12 protein-coding genes are annotated in these 16899 nt (G+C 33.0%); 7 read left to right on the forward strand and 5 right to left on the reverse strand.

What is annotated here, in order from left to right:
- Positions 1 to 28: 28 nt before the first annotated feature.
- Positions 29 to 1072 carry a hypothetical protein gene (locus N5D90_RS12195; protein ID WP_114998352.1) on the reverse strand — a complete coding sequence of 348 codons (1044 nt, stop codon included), beginning with the start codon at positions 1070 to 1072 and terminating at the stop codon, positions 29 to 31.
- 174 nt (positions 1073 to 1246) lie between these two features.
- On the opposite strand from N5D90_RS12195, the gene scpA reads away from it, so the two are divergent.
- The 3 genes from scpA to N5D90_RS12210 all read left to right on the forward strand — a co-directional run bounded on the left by scpA (position 1247) and on the right by N5D90_RS12210 (position 6775).
- A complete protein-coding gene (gene scpA, locus N5D90_RS12200) occupies positions 1247 to 3379 on the forward strand; it encodes a methylmalonyl-CoA mutase (protein ID WP_114998354.1) in 2133 nt (710 codons plus the stop codon).
- 76 nt (positions 3380 to 3455) lie between these two features.
- Positions 3456 to 3965: a hypothetical protein gene (locus N5D90_RS12205; RefSeq protein WP_038334805.1), complete on the forward strand. Its 510-nt coding sequence runs from the start codon at positions 3456 to 3458 to the stop codon at positions 3963 to 3965.
- A gap of 59 nt (positions 3966 to 4024) precedes the next feature.
- Entirely contained in the window at positions 4025 to 6775 is a 2751-nt protein-coding gene (locus N5D90_RS12210; protein ID WP_280062616.1) for an outer membrane beta-barrel protein, read from the forward strand.
- 113 nt (positions 6776 to 6888) lie between these two features.
- Here the strand turns inward: N5D90_RS12210 and N5D90_RS12215 are convergent, their stop codons facing one another.
- Complete coding sequence (locus tag N5D90_RS12215; protein ID WP_038334795.1) at positions 6889 to 7731, reverse strand: siderophore-interacting protein; 843 nt, start codon at positions 7729 to 7731, stop codon at positions 6889 to 6891.
- A 177-nt stretch (positions 7732 to 7908) separates the two neighbouring features.
- Between N5D90_RS12215 and N5D90_RS12220 the strand changes: the two genes are divergently transcribed.
- The gene (locus N5D90_RS12220) at positions 7909 to 8664 is read left to right on the forward strand and encodes a tyrosine-protein phosphatase (RefSeq protein ID WP_280062617.1); all 756 of its coding nucleotides are present in this window, start codon (positions 7909 to 7911) and stop codon (positions 8662 to 8664) included.
- A gap of 28 nt (positions 8665 to 8692) precedes the next feature.
- Here the strand turns inward: N5D90_RS12220 and N5D90_RS12225 are convergent, their stop codons facing one another.
- The 3 genes from N5D90_RS12225 to N5D90_RS12235 all read right to left on the reverse strand — a co-directional run bounded on the left by N5D90_RS12225 (position 8693) and on the right by N5D90_RS12235 (position 13989).
- Positions 8693 to 10630, reverse strand: a complete 1938-nt coding sequence (locus N5D90_RS12225; RefSeq protein WP_280062618.1) for a heavy metal translocating P-type ATPase — start codon at positions 10628 to 10630, stop codon at positions 8693 to 8695.
- Positions 10631 to 10690: 60 nt separating this feature from the next.
- Entirely contained in the window at positions 10691 to 11107 is a 417-nt protein-coding gene (locus N5D90_RS12230; RefSeq protein ID WP_280062619.1) for a Fur family transcriptional regulator, read from the reverse strand.
- Positions 11108 to 11190: 83 nt separating this feature from the next.
- The gene (locus tag N5D90_RS12235; RefSeq protein ID WP_280062620.1) at positions 11191 to 13989 is read right to left on the reverse strand and encodes a GH92 family glycosyl hydrolase; all 2799 of its coding nucleotides are present in this window, start codon (positions 13987 to 13989) and stop codon (positions 11191 to 11193) included.
- Positions 13990 to 14078: 89 nt separating this feature from the next.
- Here N5D90_RS12235 and N5D90_RS12240 point away from each other — a divergent pair, with 89 nt between their 5' ends.
- Genes N5D90_RS12240 through N5D90_RS12250 form a run of 3 tightly spaced genes read left to right on the forward strand, consistent with a single transcriptional unit; the run spans position 14079 to position 16897 of the window.
- Entirely contained in the window at positions 14079 to 15080 is a 1002-nt protein-coding gene (locus N5D90_RS12240; RefSeq protein WP_038334778.1) for an isoaspartyl peptidase/L-asparaginase family protein, read from the forward strand.
- The gene (locus N5D90_RS12245; protein ID WP_114998366.1) at positions 15077 to 15754 is read left to right on the forward strand and encodes a copper homeostasis protein CutC; all 678 of its coding nucleotides are present in this window, start codon (positions 15077 to 15079) and stop codon (positions 15752 to 15754) included. The genes N5D90_RS12240 and N5D90_RS12245 overlap by 4 nt, the downstream gene beginning before the upstream one ends.
- A gap of 18 nt (positions 15755 to 15772) precedes the next feature.
- Positions 15773 to 16897 carry a DNA polymerase III subunit delta' gene (locus N5D90_RS12250; RefSeq protein ID WP_280062621.1) on the forward strand — a complete coding sequence of 375 codons (1125 nt, stop codon included), beginning with the start codon at positions 15773 to 15775 and terminating at the stop codon, positions 16895 to 16897.
- Positions 16898 to 16899: the final 2 nt, after the last annotated feature.

A 16899-nucleotide genomic window follows, 5' to 3' on the forward strand; every position in this document is an offset into this window, starting at 1 on the left:
ATACGATGACATCGTATCCCTTTTTTAATTAATTATTTTCGTTAGATTCTTTCAACAATCTAATTAATTCTGCTCTAATAGCTGCTTTATCATTACTTTTCGGGAAATCTCCGATAAAAAATGTTTGTTGCGGAACTTCATAAGATTCTAATTCACTTTTTGGAATATCAACATGTTCTGCAAATCGACTTTCTATTACCAAAGAAATTACATCTTCTGTAGATCCTTTTTTCGGAAAAGCAATCACAATAAAATTATAATCTATATATGGTTTTAATTTCTCTTCGATCAATTCTAAATTCACCACATCTTTCCCATTCAACTTACACTCATTTCTAGAAATCCATCTAAACTTTTTCTGATCATCCGAAACAACAGCCTGTCTATATAAATTTAGTGATTCTTTTTCGTAAGGCGAATTCAAGACTAAATTACCTTTTTCATCTTCCGAAAGTTCTATTTTATCTAAAACAGTATAATCTGTTTCATCTATTTTTTTTACTGCAATCGGAAACCCATTCGCGGTAAAAACTTGATAAAAAGTTGTTTTCGTTTGATCATTCAATTTACTTTTCAAATCATCTGACAAATCATCACTTTCGATTGCAATTTTTTCGATTCTTGCTAAATCTTCAAAAGAGTTTTCAATCTGTTTCTTTGTCAAATAAGCATAATTTAATGCGTATCCTATTTCGTCTTGACTTTCGTCTGTTAATGGAATCTTCACTTTATCCGAATCTTCATGACAATACAAATCAAAACCTCCTTCTATGGCTTGAACCAATAAAATTTCTCCTTCATTTTCTAAAACCGATGAACTTAAAAGTGTAGAATCTCCTTTTTTCAATCCTAAAAAATTATTTAACGAATGAAATGTTTCATTCACAAATCGAGGATCAAAATTTGATATATAAACATTATCTTCTCTCGAATAATGGAAATTAACTTTTTCTTCTTTTGAATCGATCTTTTTCATCAAATCAAAAATATCATTTTGCCATTGAAAGGTATTTTTATCCTGAAATTCACTTAAAATTTCTGGAATGCTTTTATTGTTAAAATCTAACTTCATAATAATTATTTTTTGTGCGTTTTTAATTTATTGATAATCAAATTCAATCAATAATTTTACCAAAAAACTCGATTAAAATGTTTTTTCAACTTTTGTTGACAAAAAGTTGAAAAAAGCAGTTTCAAAAATTGGTGATTTTATAAAATCTAATGGATAATTATTTATCTTAGCAAGATGAATCACAAAACAGATTTTTCGAATTTAAGATTTAAACGAAATCTAAATTCTAATCCATCACATATAGAGTCATTTGAATTAGATAGTTTACAAGTCAAAAGTGATTACAATTACGATGATGTAAAAGATCTGAAACAGATTAACTTTCTACCCGGAGTTGCACCATATTTACGTGGTCCTTATACGACTATGTATGTTCGTCAACCTTGGACAATTCGCCAATATGCAGGTTTTTCTACTGCTGAAGAATCAAATGCTTTTTACAAAAGAAATTTAGCTGCTGGTCAAAAAGGACTTTCAGTTGCTTTTGATTTGGCTACTCACCGAGGATACGACTCAGATCACGAGCGCGTTGTAGGAGATGTAGGTAAAGCTGGCGTTGCAATAGATTCTGTAGAAGATATGAAGATTTTGTTCAATGAAATTCCTTTGGATAAAATTTCGGTTTCGATGACAATGAACGGAGCTGTTCTTCCTATTTTAGCTTTCTACATTGTAGCGGCTGAAGAACAAGGCGTTTCGCAAGATCAACTTTCTGGGACCATTCAGAATGATATTTTGAAAGAGTTTATGGTGCGTAATACATACATTTATCCGCCAACTCCTTCGATGAAAATTATTGCAGATATTTTCGAATATACTTCTCAAAAAATACCTCGTTTCAATTCGATTTCTATTTCGGGTTATCACATGCAAGAAGCTGGAGCTACACCTGTTTTGGAAATGGCTTATACGCTTGCAGATGGTTACGAATATGTAAAAACTGGTTTGGAAGCAGGATTGAAAGTTGATGACTTCGCTCCTCGTTTATCATTTTTCTGGGCGATTGGAATGAATTTTCCTCAAGAAATTGCAAAAATGAGAGCTGCTCGTATGTTATGGGCAAAATTGATGCAAGAATTTGAGCCTCAAAATAAAAAATCATTAATGTTGAGAACACACTGTCAGACTTCTGGTTGGAGTTTAACAGAGCAAGAACCTTATAACAATATTGGTCGTACAGCAATCGAAGCCTTAGCTGCTGCATTAGGTGGAACACAATCTTTGCATACCAATGCATTGGACGAAGCAATTGCTTTACCAACAGATTTCTCGGCGCGTATTGCACGTAATACACAAATCATTTTACAAGAAGAAACTCAAATTTGTAGAACAGCTGATCCTTTTGGAGGAAGTTTTATGATTGAATCTTTGACAAATGAAATGGCAAATCAAGCCTGGGAATATATTCAAGAAGTTCGTGAATTAGGTGGAATGACGCAAGCCATAGAAGCTGGAATTCCAAAAATGCGTATTGAAGAAGCTGCTGCAAAAAAACAAGCCAAAATTGATTCTGGTGAAGTTGCGATTGTTGGTGTTAATGCTTATCGCTCGAAATTAGAACAACAAGAGTTCGAAATTTTAGAAGTTGACAACACAGCAGTTCGTCAAAAACAAATTGATCGATTAAATCAAATTAAGGCCGAGCGTAATAGCGAAGCTGTTCAAGATATTTTAGCGCAATTAACAAAAGCTGCTGAAACAGGCGAAGGAAATTTATTAGAATTATCTATCGAAGCGGCTCGTCGTCGTGTTACGTTAGGTGAAATTTCTGATGCATTAGAAGCTGTTTTTGGACGTCATAAAGCAATTACAAGAGGAATTCAAGGAGTTTATGCTATGGAAGCAGGTAAAATGAATAAATTTGAGGAAGCTCGTAATTTAGCTGACGAGTTTGCAGAAGAAGACGGACGTCGCCCTCGTATTATGGTAGCAAAAATGGGACAAGACGGTCACGATCGTGGTGCAAAAGTCGTTGCAACCTCTTTTGCGGATATGGGATTTGATGTGGATATTTCCCCATTGTTCCAAACGCCAGCAGAAGTTGCAAAGCAAGCTGTAGAGAATGATGTTCATATTTTAGGAATTTCTTCTTTGGCTGCAGGTCACAAAACATTGGTTCCGGAAGTTGTAAAGCAATTGAAAGAATTAGGTAGAGATGATGTTTATATCGTAGTCGGAGGTGTTATTCCGCGTCAAGATTATGATTATCTTTATCAAAATGGTGCAGATGCAATCTTTGGCCCAGGTACAAACTTAGCTGAATGTGCCTGCGAAATTTTAGAGAATTTATTGAAATCTTATAAATAAATCTATTTTAGTATGAGTATTCCTGTCTATTGACAGGAATATTTTTATATTTATACCACACAAACCTTAAAGCGAAATGAATAAAACTCTTCGAAATATTATCTTAATCATCTGTACAATTTTTATTATATGGTTTATTGGATACTTTCTGATTGGAGATTTTATCAGTTTAGAATTCGCGAATCATGACTTTGCAAAACTATTTCCAAAGCTTTTAACTTTTGCTGCGGCAGTTAGTATTTATGTGCTTTTTCTACTTTCGATCAAAAAGAAAGACGGATGGAGTTTTATGAATGTGATGAAATTTATCTTTGGAATTATCTTCGGATTTCTTCCACTTTTAACCTTCGAATATTATAGTATTGGAAGTTGTACAAATTGGAAAATTGATAAAAAAATTCAAAAAACGCTTTATAAATCCAATTCTTCTGATTCAGAAAAAATTGTTTTAATCGAAACATTTTGTCCAGAATCTAACCTAAAAACAACTCAAGTAAAGCGAATTGTAGAGATTACACCACTTTTTATAACAACTTCTGAAATTGATCTAAATAAAATTTCGGATAAAAGTTGGAAAAAACTTTAATCAAAATTAAACTTTGCCCAAAATTTGATGTCTAACAGATGAAGTAACCAATTCATCTCATGACAAAATATATTCTATCATTTCTTTTTAGTTTGATTACGATTTTTTCTTTTGGACAAGAAAAGATTACCGTCACTGGAAAAGTAACGGATGTACTTAATTTTCCTTTAACTGATTCTGAAGTTATTTTAGGCAATAAAGCCGATTCTACACAAATTTCTACTACATCTACAAATGATGATGGTACGTTCAAAATTGAAATTAATCTACAAGATAAACCTGTTTATTTAATTATTGATGATCCTTTAGAAGGCGTTTTCAAACAAAGTTTCGAATCGATCAAAAACAATATTGATCTTGGAACAATTATCATTAATCCGATGATTTATGATTTGGATGAAGTTGTGGTGACAAATGTGGAACCTATGGTTGTAAAACAAGATACAATCGAATATAATGCTGATTCTTACAAAGTAAAACCGAATGCAAATTTGGAAGCTTTATTGAGAGAATTACCAGGTTTTGAAATGGATGATAGCGGAAATATTACGGTAAATGGAAAAGATGTTAATGAGATTTTGATTGATGGTGAACCATTTTTTGGAACAGATGGAAAAGTTGCGTTAGAAAATTTACCTGCGGATATTATCAAAAAAATTCAGGTTTCGGATTATAAAACAAAGAACGAAAAATTCTCTGGAGAACGTTCGAAATCGGATAAATCTTCGCTAAACATTACCTTGAAAGAAGATAAAAAGAAAGGTTATATGCTCAAAGCCACGGCGGGTTACGGAACGGATAATCATTACGAAGGCAATTTGATGGCAAATTATTTTAAAGGTAAAAAGAAAATTAGTTTAATTGGTTCTTCAACGGATATTGCGGCTTCTGGAATGACAAGCGGTGAAGGTTCGCGTGGTCGTGGCGGAATGGGACGAAGAGGTTCTGATGGAGTAACGACAAATACTTCGATTGGATTGAATTATAGCGATCAATTAAATGATAATTTGAAAATTGGAGCTGATTATCGTTTGAATCATTCGTTTTCAAAAAATGATCAATACAAACACATCGAAAATTTTGCGCCTAAAAATATTTATACTTCTGATGCAAATTCTAAAACAAAAAACGAAACGTATGGACATAATTTTGGAACAAATTTAGAATGGACGAAAAACAACACAAAAATTTATTTTTATCCATCATTTAGTAATTCATCATCTACAAATTCATCGATTTCGGATAGTAAAACATATTCAGATTTGGGTGACTTGAGAAACCAAATGAATCAAACATCGAATGGAAAATCAAATTCGAATACATTTAAAACATTATTATCACTTAATCAGAAATTCAAAAATAAATCATATCTAGATTTTAATTCAAGTATATCGATTGGTAAAACAGATCGAAATTCGTTCATCAATTCAACAACATTATATACAAATGATACGATAGCGGATGTTTATCGAAACATCAATGAGAAAAATATTTCGAAGAATAATCAATACAATTTTGATGTAAAATATACGTATCCTATTACAGATTCTTTGAAAATTGCTGTTGGTTCTGCTTATAATTTAACCGATTCTGAAACCAATAATAGAACGTGGAATTATAATGATGTAACGGGAGAATATGACAATTTGAACAATGATTTGACGCGTTTTTATTCAACTAAATTGAATGAATTTAATCCATATGCACAATTATTACTGAACAAAAATAAAATTTCGGCAACTGTACGTTTTGGTGCAAATATCTATAATCAACAAAATTTTGGAACGTTTAAAGCAGATGATTACAGCTCAACTCAAAACAAAACCTTGCCAGATATTTCGGGAAATATTCGTTATCAAAGCGGAAACAACTCGCTGTCTTTAATGTATAATTATCAGACAAGTTTGGCTTCGACATCACAAGTTTTACCGATTTTAGATGAAACTGATCCGTTAGATGTTTTCAAAGGTAACCCAGATCTTGATCCAAATAAAGCGCATCAAATCAATTTGATGTTCAGCAATTTTGATCGTAAAACGCGTCAAGGATTTAACGCTAACTTAGGTTATACGTACAACGAATCGAATATTGTGAATTATACAGAAATGGATTATTCGATTTATAAACGAACTACAACGTATGAAAATGTAAAAGGAAATTATCGTCTGAATGGTAACTTTTTCTTTAATAAACAATATCAAAAAGGGATCAATAAATTTAGAGTAAATGTAGGAATGTCTGCGAGTTATGCTTTAACGCAAGGTTTTAGAGATGCGGTGAAATATGAGCAATACAATACAACTTTATCACCTACATTGAGATTAAATTGGGATTATGGTGATTATTTAACAATTTCACCTTCTTATCGTTTGAACTTCACAAATTCTAAATATGTAAATTACTCAATTGACAATCAAAATAATATTACGCACAATTTTGGAATTAAAACGATTTCTACTTTTCCTAAAAATTTGACTTGGACAAACGATTTCTCTTACAATTATAACTCGAGAATGGCAGCAGGTTTCAAGCGTGATTTCTTTTTGTGGAATATAAGTTTGATGTATCGTTTCTTCGATGATAAGTTGGAAGCGGGTGTTAAAGTTTATGATTTATTGAATCAAAATAACAGTTATACGCGTACAATTACAGCAGAATCAACAATCGATCAACGCAATAATATTCTGACTCGTTTTGTAATGTTCTCGTTAACATTCAACTTAAATCAGTTTGGTGGAAAATCAACAAAAAATGGAGACGGAAACCGACCAAGAGAAGGTGGTGGAATGCGAAGAATGGAAATGCAATAGTAAAATAACAACAAAAAAACGGCTCAAAATTGAGCCGTTTTTTCAATTCTTATATAATCAAAAAAAGCTTCACCATTTCTGATGAAGCTTTTGATTAAATATCCCTCTTGTTTTTAGAAAACTCTTACCAACAATTCTTGTTCTATTTTATCGTGACAATTTTCTAATGCATTTCTCTCTGCTTTTCCAGCTTTCCAATGCGATGTACAATAAAATTCGTCTTTTTTCCATTCTAAATCATCTTTAAAAAATGATTTTATTTCCTTTACAGATTTAGATTCTCCCGCAACATAAGCAAAACGTTTTCCATCTTTGCGTTTCGGAAATTGCTGATTTTTCGTCAAACTATATAAAGCTGTTCCACTTCCTACATTTTGATTCACAATCCATTTAAATTCTAAATTTGCTTTTGTTTCAATTTGGTGAATATCATCTTCTGTTGGCACTTCCACACAAACAATTCCGTTTGTTTTAGCAGGAAGAGACTCTATAATTGCCGAAATTACAGGCAAACCTGTTAAATCTGCAGCTAAGAAAATGAAATCTGTTTTTGGAGCCAAGTCTTTCTTTTTCGACTTCATCGAAACCCCAATCATATCTCCAACTTTCGCCTCATTTGCCCAACGCGATCCTGGACCGTTCAATCCATGATTTGCAATATCAATCACAATCACATTGTTTTTTGCATCAATATCACGCAACGTATAGGTACGAGAAACTGGTTTAAATTTTTCTGATGGCGAAATCCATTTTTGATTTTCTTCATCATACTCAGCGTAGTGAATATCACGGATTCCAAGCGGTGGAAAAAGTAATTTACATGTTCCGCCCAACGTTGTATCCTTAAAAAAAGAAACATCATCATTCTCCAAATGAACGCGAATAAGATGTGGTGTCACAAATTCTTTCTTTTTTAAGATGAACTTCTCCTTCGCAATTTTCACTTTATCTCCCATCAGATTATTTAGATTTATTCTAATTCTATGCGAATATAAAATAAATTTAGATTGAATAAAAATAATAAAATGTTAAAGTAAAAAGTTATACTTTTTTTAATATCATTTTAATATGATAACTAAATAATTAGCCTTAACTTTTACATATCAAAAAATAACCTAAAAAACGAACAGAAAATGGAAAATACTTTTTGCGAAATCTCGCTCGAACAAAGAACTCTTCCACTTGAAGGCAGATTTAATTGCAGAGATTTAGGTGGAATAATTAACACAAAAAATGAAGTCATTAGAAAAGGATTGTTAATTCGATCTGATGATTTAGCAAATTTGACAGATGATGACTTGGAGATTTTAAACGATTTTCCAATTCGAACAATTATTGATTTACGCACGACTTACGAACGTTTAAAAAATCAAGATCACATTCCAAATAGTTGTAATCACGAAGTTCATTTGGATATTTCTTCTGGACATTTCGAAAATTTAGTGAAACAATTCAAAGCTGGAATTTCAAATCCGAAAGAATTTATGTGCAAAATTTACGAGGATTTTGTTTTAGATAAGACGTGTCAAACGCAATACAAAAGCTTTTTTGATATTATTCAACACAAAAATAGAACGCCAATTTTATTTCATTGTACAGCTGGAAAAGATCGAACTGGATTTGCAACAGCAATGATTTTATCTGCTTTGAAAGTCGATTTAGATACAATTATGGATGATTATTTGGCTTCTAATATCTTTTTGGAACAAAAATATGCTCACATCTTAAAAATCGATCCAAATTATAAATATCTAATTGATGTTTTACCTGAATATTTAGAAAGTTCTTATGAAGCGATTAATAAGAATTTTGGGTCAGTCGAAAATTATTTAACTGATATTTTGAAAGTTGATTTAGATTTGATGAAAGATTTATACATAAAAAAATAAGCGATCAATTGATCGCTTTATTTTTTATCTAAAATTTCATTCGTTGAATTCGTACCGCATTCAAAATTGCTAATAAAGCAACCCCAACATCAGCAAAAACAGCTTCCCACATATTGGCGATTCCTTCTGCACCAAGGAAAAGCACGATGATTTTAACACCCATTGCTAAAATGATATTCTGTATCACAATCTTTTTTGTTGCTCGACCAATTTTTATCGCCGTTGCTATTTTAGAAGGTTGATCGGTTTGAATCACCACATCCGCAGTTTCTATCGCAGCATCACTACCAAGTCCACCCATCGCAATTCCAACATCAGAAAGAGCTAAAACAGGTGCATCATTGATTCCATCTCCAACAAAAGCCACCACTTGATTTTGATCTTTTTTCAATGCTTCAACTTTCTCTACTTTTCCTTCTGGTAACAATCCACCAAAAGCTTCATCAACACCAACTTCTTTCGCAACTTTCTGCGTAATGGTATTTTTATCACCACTCAACATAATCGTTTTCGAAACACCCAAAGCCTTCATTTTCTGAATCGCTTGTTGCGCATCTTCCTTGATTTTATCAGCAATCGTAATATATCCAGCATATTTATCATCAACCGCAACCACCACAATGCTTTCTACAATATCGTGAATTTCTTTCGGATACTGAATCGTAAAATGATCTAATAATTTAGTATTTCCAGCTAAAACTGTTTTTCCATCAACTTTTCCTTTCAAACCTTTTCCAGAAATTTCTTCCACTTCTATCGCTTTCAATTCTGATGGATGACTTGCCACAATCGCTTTCGCAATAGGATGTGTAGATTGCTTTTCTAAAGCCGAAACAAGATTTAAAAAATCATTTTCAGGGAGATTAGTTTCAATTTTTTGCACTTCGAAAACACCTTCCGTCATTGTTCCAGTTTTATCCATTACAACCGTGTTTACTTTCGCCATTAAATCTAAAAAGTTAGAACCTTTTACTAAAATTCCGTTACGTGAAGCCGCTCCAATTCCACCGAAATAACCCAACGGAACCGAAATAACCAACGCACAAGGACAAGAAACAACCAAGAAAACTAAACCTCTGTACAACCAATCATTGAAATCATAATTGTCAACAAAAAAGTATGGAATAATCACCAAAGCTGCTGCCAAAAAGAAAACGATTGGTGTATATATTTTTGCAAATTTTCGGATAAATAATTCAGTTGGTGCTTTGCGAGAAGCTGCATCTTGAACCATTTGTAAGATTTTTGCAATCGAACTATCTTCAAATTTTTTAGTCGTTTGAATTTCGATTACATTCTCAAGATTTAACATTCCAGCCAAAACAGTTTCTCCTGTTTTATAAGTTGAAGGTTTACTTTCTCCAGTTAAAGCCGCAGTATTAAAGCTTCCTTTATCCGAAATCATAATTCCATCTAACGGAACTTTTTCCCCAACTTTTACCTGAATTGTTTCACCAATTGCCACATCTTGTGGTTTTATCGTTTCGAAATTACCATTTCGTAAAACATGCGCTGTATCTGGACGAACATCTAACAAGGCTTTGATATTTCCTTTTGCCTTATCTACAGCCGCATCCTGAAACATTTCGCCAATCGTATAAAACAACATGACCGCTACACCTTCTGGATATTCGCCAATGATAAAAGCTCCTAAAGTTGCAATTCCCATCAACGAAAACTCATTGAAAAAATCGAACTTTTTGGCTAATTTAAACGCTTCTCCCCAAACCGGAAACGCAACTAAAATGTAAGAAATAGCGAACCAAATCAAACGAATAGTTTGGTTATCAACAAACCAAGTTGGTTTCAAAACATATTGAACAAAAATTCCTGCAAAGAAAATAAGCAAACTCGCTCCTAATAAGACTTTGCTATTGTTATGTTCGTGATCGTGCTCATGTGAATGACCTTCGTGAGAATGATTTTGATGTTCATCTGTTGAACAACAATTTTTACAATTCGCCATAATTTAACTTTTATACGAACAAAGTTAAAACGAATGTTGTGCAATCGGGTTGCAAAGTGATTATTGCTTACATTGATCGCAAATTCCTTTCAGAATAAATGAAGATTGTTCGGCTTCGAAATTTTTAGGAAGTTTTATTTCTGGCACATGAATATTTCGCAAACAAAACGTTTGATTACAATTGTTGCAATGAAAATGAGCATGCGTAAACTCGGGCGTACATTTGCAACTCGACTCGCAAAGCGCATATTTTTTAGAACCCGTTCCGTCCTCGATTGAATGAATTAATTTATTTTCTTCGAAAGTTTTTAAGGTTCTATAAATTGTTACTCGATCTGCCTGATCCATTTCAATTTCTAAATCAGCCAAGCTCAGCGCAACTTCTGCATTCATCAATTTATCCAAGACCAACAATCTCATCGCAGTCGGATTGATAGAACGATTTTGTAATGTTTTGTTTAAAATTTCTGTTTGCATTTTCTTCGATTTCGAATATAAAGTTACGAAAAAAGAGGCAAATCGTATTGATTTACCTCTTTTTATAAATTTTGAATATTATCTTATTTGATAGTTATTTCATCAACGAAAATATAGGATTTTCCTTGAAAAGGCTCTGCTAAATGACCTTTTGGAAATGCTCCATAATTTGTTGCTTTTACTTTAATGTAACGTGCTTTTTCTGCTTTGAACTGAACTTTCCATTGATCAGAAAAAATATTATTATCAAATGCATCAACTTGTTTTTCTAACATTCCAACCAATTTAAAGTTTTGATTATCTTGTGAAGTATACACTTCTAATTTTGTCGGTAACACAATCCAAGAACGAGAATCTTGCAAGAAATTCATGACAACAGAAGAAACGGATTTCGTTTTTTTCATGTCAACAATTGCTACAAAATCTTGGTCATAATAGCCTTGCCAATCACCTTTTTTCCAATTGCTATCTCCAAGTATTCCATCCAATAAACCTTGTGGTCCACCTGCATGATATTGTGGTGTATACGTAGAATTCAACTGAATTGTATAATCATTTGGTTTCTTTGTAAACGTTCCAGAAATCGTTTTACTTTTCTTTCCATTCATTTCTATGAAAGAAGAAATTGTAGTCGTTTCTTTTATTAAAATTGGCTTTTTATAGATTTCAGCTTTTTTACCATTCACCGAAACATAAATTTTTGCATTAGGTTCAGAAGATTTTACTTCGACATTCATTTTATTTTGAAATGATCTATCTTCAGCAACCAAAACTGGAACCGTTACAATTTTTTCACTTTCAGAAATAGTCTTAATCTCTCTATCTTTCAAGAATTCAAATCCTAAAAATTGATTTTCTTTATAATTATTTTTCGTGATTACACGCTTCGTTCCATCTTCTAAATTAATCGTGATTTCATCAAAATACGGCTCAACAGTCGTCCACATTCCAGAACCTGGCGTAACACTGTAAATTCCCATCGAAGCCAAAACATACCACGCACTCATCTGCCCACAATCTTCATTACCAATTAATCCATCTGGCGAATTTTTATAATGTTCATTCAAAATTTTATGAACCAATTCCTTCGTTTTCTCAGGTTTATCAATGTAATTGTACAAAAACGCTACGTGATGACTCGGCTCATTTCCTTGCGCATATTGTCCAATAAGTCCCGTAACATCCACTTGTTCACGACCTGTTGTTTCTGATGGTGCATTAAATAATTCATCTAATTTTGCCTCAAAACCATCTTTTCCACCATAAATATCAATCATTCCATTAATATCTTGCGGAGCAAAAAATGTGTATTGCCAACCATTCGCTTCTGTATAATTGTTATTAACTTCTCGCGGATCAAAAGGCTTTAACCAACCTCCATTTTTCTTTGGCTGAATAAATTTTGTCTCATGATTAAATAAATTTTTCCAATATTGAGAACGCTCAATAAAGTAATTATAATCGTCTTGTTTATTTAAAATCAACGCCATTTGCGCAATACACCAATCATCGTATGCATATTCTAACGTTTTCGAAACTGATTCGTGTTCATCATCAATCGAAATAAATCCATTTTGTTTGTAGGCTTTCAATCCCAAATGATCTAACATTGCCGAATGTTTTGCAGCTTCGTAAGCTTTTTCATAATCAAAGCCTTTGAAACCTTTTACCATCGCATCTGCAATCACAGAAACCGAGTGATAACCGATCATACAATCGGTTTCATTGCTCGCTAATTCCCAAACTGGCAAACGTCCGCCTTGTTCGTAATGCTTGATAAATGTGTTAATAAAATCGATCGTTCTTCTCTTCTCAATCAACGTATACAAAGGATGCGCAGCACGAAAAGTATCCCAAAGCGAGAAAACTGAATAATAATCGAAATTATTTGCCAAATGAATTTGATCGTCCATTCCACGATAATTTCCATTCAGATCTTGCGAAATATTTGGTTGCATCATCGTGTGATACATGGCTGTATAAAAAATTGTTAGCTTATTTTTGTCTGAAGATTTTACTTCAATCTTCGACAATTCTTTGTTCCAAGCTTTTTCAGCAGCAACTTTAGTTTTAACAAAATCAAAAGTTGTTAATTCTTTGCTATTAACATCCGTTCCATTATATCCAGTTGTAGACAAGGTTACTTTTACCAAAATTTTCTCACCTTTCTTTACTTTTTTACCAAAAGCCAAGGCAATTTCATTTCCTTTAAATGTTTTAGATGTAATATTTCCGTCTTTTGAAGATGTTAATTTCAACGGAACATTAAATTCTATTTTAGCAAAAATCTTCTGATTTTTCGCCCATTCTTCCGAATTTCTGTAGACATAAAGTGTTTTAGCGTCTACAATTTTCACTTCACCGCCAACTAATTTATCACGATGATTAAGGTCTAAAATAATGTTTGCATCACCAGCTTTATTAAAAATATATTCATGCAAACCAACACGAGTTGTCGTTGTTAATCGAACATTGATATTGTATTTATCCAACAAAACTTGATAATATCCTGCAGTAGCTTTTTCATTTTTATGCGAAAATTTAGATCCATAATCCGCTTGATTAAAACTTTTCTGATTAAGTGTTGGCATCAACATAATATCGCCATAATCAGAAACTCCTGTTCCATTAAGATGTGTATGCGAAAAACCATAAATAAAATCATCTGAATAATGATATCCGCTACAGCCGTCCCAACTTCCATCAACACGCGTATCTGGCGAAAGCTGAACCATTCCATATGGCAAAGTCGCGCCAGGAAAGGTATGCCCATGACCACCGGTTCCAATAAAAGGGTTTACATATTGTGTATAATCATTTTTTTGAGCAAATGAAATACTGGAAATCATTATCCAAAAAACAGATAGTAAAATTGTTCTCATAAGTTTTTAGTGTTTTGAGTATCAGATAAACTGTTATACAATTATATGAATTATATTTGTTAGATTCATAATTTGAAATCGATTAACACATGAATAATAGAAGAAATTTTATAAAAAATTTAGGTGCATTAGGCTTGCTTTTAGGTACAACGAAACTTGATCTTAGTGCACAAACTAAATCTACAAGATCAACTACTTCAACAAAAATCAATAAACCGATTGTTCTTTCTACTTGGCGTTTTGGACTTGAAGCCAACGCCGAAGCTTGGAAGGTTTTAGGAAAAAATGGTACTGCTTTAGACGCAGTAGAACAAGGGGTAAAATTAGTTGAAGCAGATCCTAATGAACGAAGTGTTGGTTACGGCGGACGTCCTGATCGTGATGGAAAAGTAACATTGGATGCCTGTATTATGGACGATCAAGCGAATATCGGTTCTGTTGCAGCTTTAGAATATATCAAACATCCGATTTCTGTTGCTCGAAAAGTGATGGAAGATACGCCACATGTTATGTTAGTTGGAAATGGTGCACTTCAATTTGCGTTAGAAAAAGGTTTCAAGAAAGAGAATTTATTGACTGATGTTTCCGAAAAAGAGTGGAAAGAATGGTTGAAAGATACCAATTATCAGATGCCTATCAACATCGAAAATCATGATACAATTGGAATGATTGCCTTAGATGCCCACGGAAATCTTTCTGGAGCTTGTACTACGAGCGGAATGGCATACAAAATGCATGGTCGTGTTGGCGATTCACCAATTATCGGCGCAGGTTTGTATGTTGACAACGAAATTGGTGCGGCAACGGCGACTGGACACGGCGAAGAAGTGATTCGTATTGCGGGAAGTCATTTGGTTGTGGAATTGATGCGTCAAGGATATTCGCCAGAAAATGCGTGTAAGGAGGCTGTTCATCGAATCATTAAATTAACAAAATCGCGCAAAAAAGATTTATCGGCAATTCAAGTTGGTTTTATTGCGATTAATAAACAAGGCGAATATGGTTCGTATTGTATCCATCCAGGTTTTAACTTTGCGGTTTATGACGAAACTGGAAATCGTTTGATTGACGGAAAATCTATTACAAAATGAAAAAATTAGAAATCGCTTGTTTCAACTTAGAATCAGCTTTAGTTGCAGCAAAATCAAATGCAGATCGAATCGAGTTATGCGCCGATGCTTCAACAGGCGGAATTACGCCAAATTTTGAAGATATCAAAACATTGCGAAAAGAAACAGACAAAAATATTATGGTGATGATTCGCCCTCGTGGTGGAGATTTTTGTTATTCTGATGAAGAATTTGAAAAAATGAAATCTGAAATTATCATGATTAAAAATTTTAGAATTGATGGTTTTGTTTTTGGAATATTGAATGAAGATAACGAAATCGATTTTGAACGAAATCAAGAATTAGTTGAACTTTCAAAACCTTTTCCATGTACGTTTCATCGTGCTTTTGACAGAACTTCTGATGCCGAAGATTCACTTCAAACAGTGATTAATTTAGGATTCAAAACAATTTTAACTTCTGGCTTGGATAGTAATGTTGATTATGGAAAACGTGAATTAAAAAATCTGGTTAAAAAAGCAGAAAAACAAATTACAATTATGCCTGGAGGTGGTTTGCGCTCAACAAATATTGAAGAAATTAATTCATTCACAAACGCAACTTATTTTCATTCTTCAGCAATGATTGACGATTCTGGAATTGCTAATTTAGAAGAAATCAATCGATTAAAAAGTTTGATAAATTCTGAAAAATAAAAATAGTAACTTTGGACTATGCTTTGGGAAAATGTAATTGGACAACAGGAGATTAAAAACAAACTTCAACAATCTATAAAAGATGGTCGTATAAGTCACGCGCAGCTATTTTCTGGTCCAGAAGGTTCGGGAGCTTTGGCTTTGGCTATTGCTTATGCACGCGAGGTTTTGTGTGGTTTGAATAACGAACAATGCAATCTAAAAGTTGCTAAATTACAACATCCCGATTTACATTTTTCTTTTCCTTATTCAGCAACAGAAAGTGTAAAAAAGCCACTTGCTAAGTATTTATTAAACGATTGGCGAACTTTTGTAGACGAAAATGTCTATGGAAATCTAACCGATTGGATGTCCCATCTCGGAATTGAAAAAAAACAAGGCGTTATCCCTGTTGATGAAGCAGATGAAATTGTTAAAACATTAGCGCTAAAAAGTTACGAAGGCGGTTACAAAATCATGATTATTTGGCAAGCAGAGGAAATGACAACTGCTGCAGCCAATAAATTGTTGAAAATAATTGAAGAACCACCTCAAAAAACACTGTTTTTATTGGTAACAGAGCGCGAGGATTTAATTTTACAAACCATTACTTCTCGTTGTCAATTAGTCAAAATCCCACGTTTATCGCAATCGGATGTAAAGAACTATTTGGTTGAGAAGAAAAATATTAATCCAGAAAAAGCGCAACATATTGCTTTTCTATCGCAAGGAAATGTACGAGAAGCCTTGCATCAATTGAATGATGACGAGCATTTATTCGATAAATATTTTGTGACTTGGGTTCGAAAAGCGTTTATGGCAGCCAAAACTCCAACTGTCTTAAAAGATTTGATTGATTGGTCAAATCAAATTGCAAGTTGGTCGAGAAGTGAGCAAAAAGATTTTTTGAATTATTGTTCAGAGATTTTTCGTCAAGCTTTATTAAAAACGTATCAATCTGATGATTTAGTTTTTCTACAAATCAATGCAGAAGGTTTTAAATGGCAAGGTTTTGCGCCTTTTATACATGGAGCAAATATCGAAGATATTTTAAATGAAATTAATGAAGCGTCGTATCATATCGAACGAAATGGTAATTCTAAAATTATACTTTTAGATTTATCAATCAAGCTAACGAGATATTTACATCGCAAAACAGCATAAAA

The sequence above is a fragment of the Empedobacter sp. GD03797 genome, assembly GCF_029842105.1.
Taxonomy (GTDB): domain Bacteria; phylum Bacteroidota; class Bacteroidia; order Flavobacteriales; family Weeksellaceae; genus Empedobacter; species Empedobacter falsenii_C.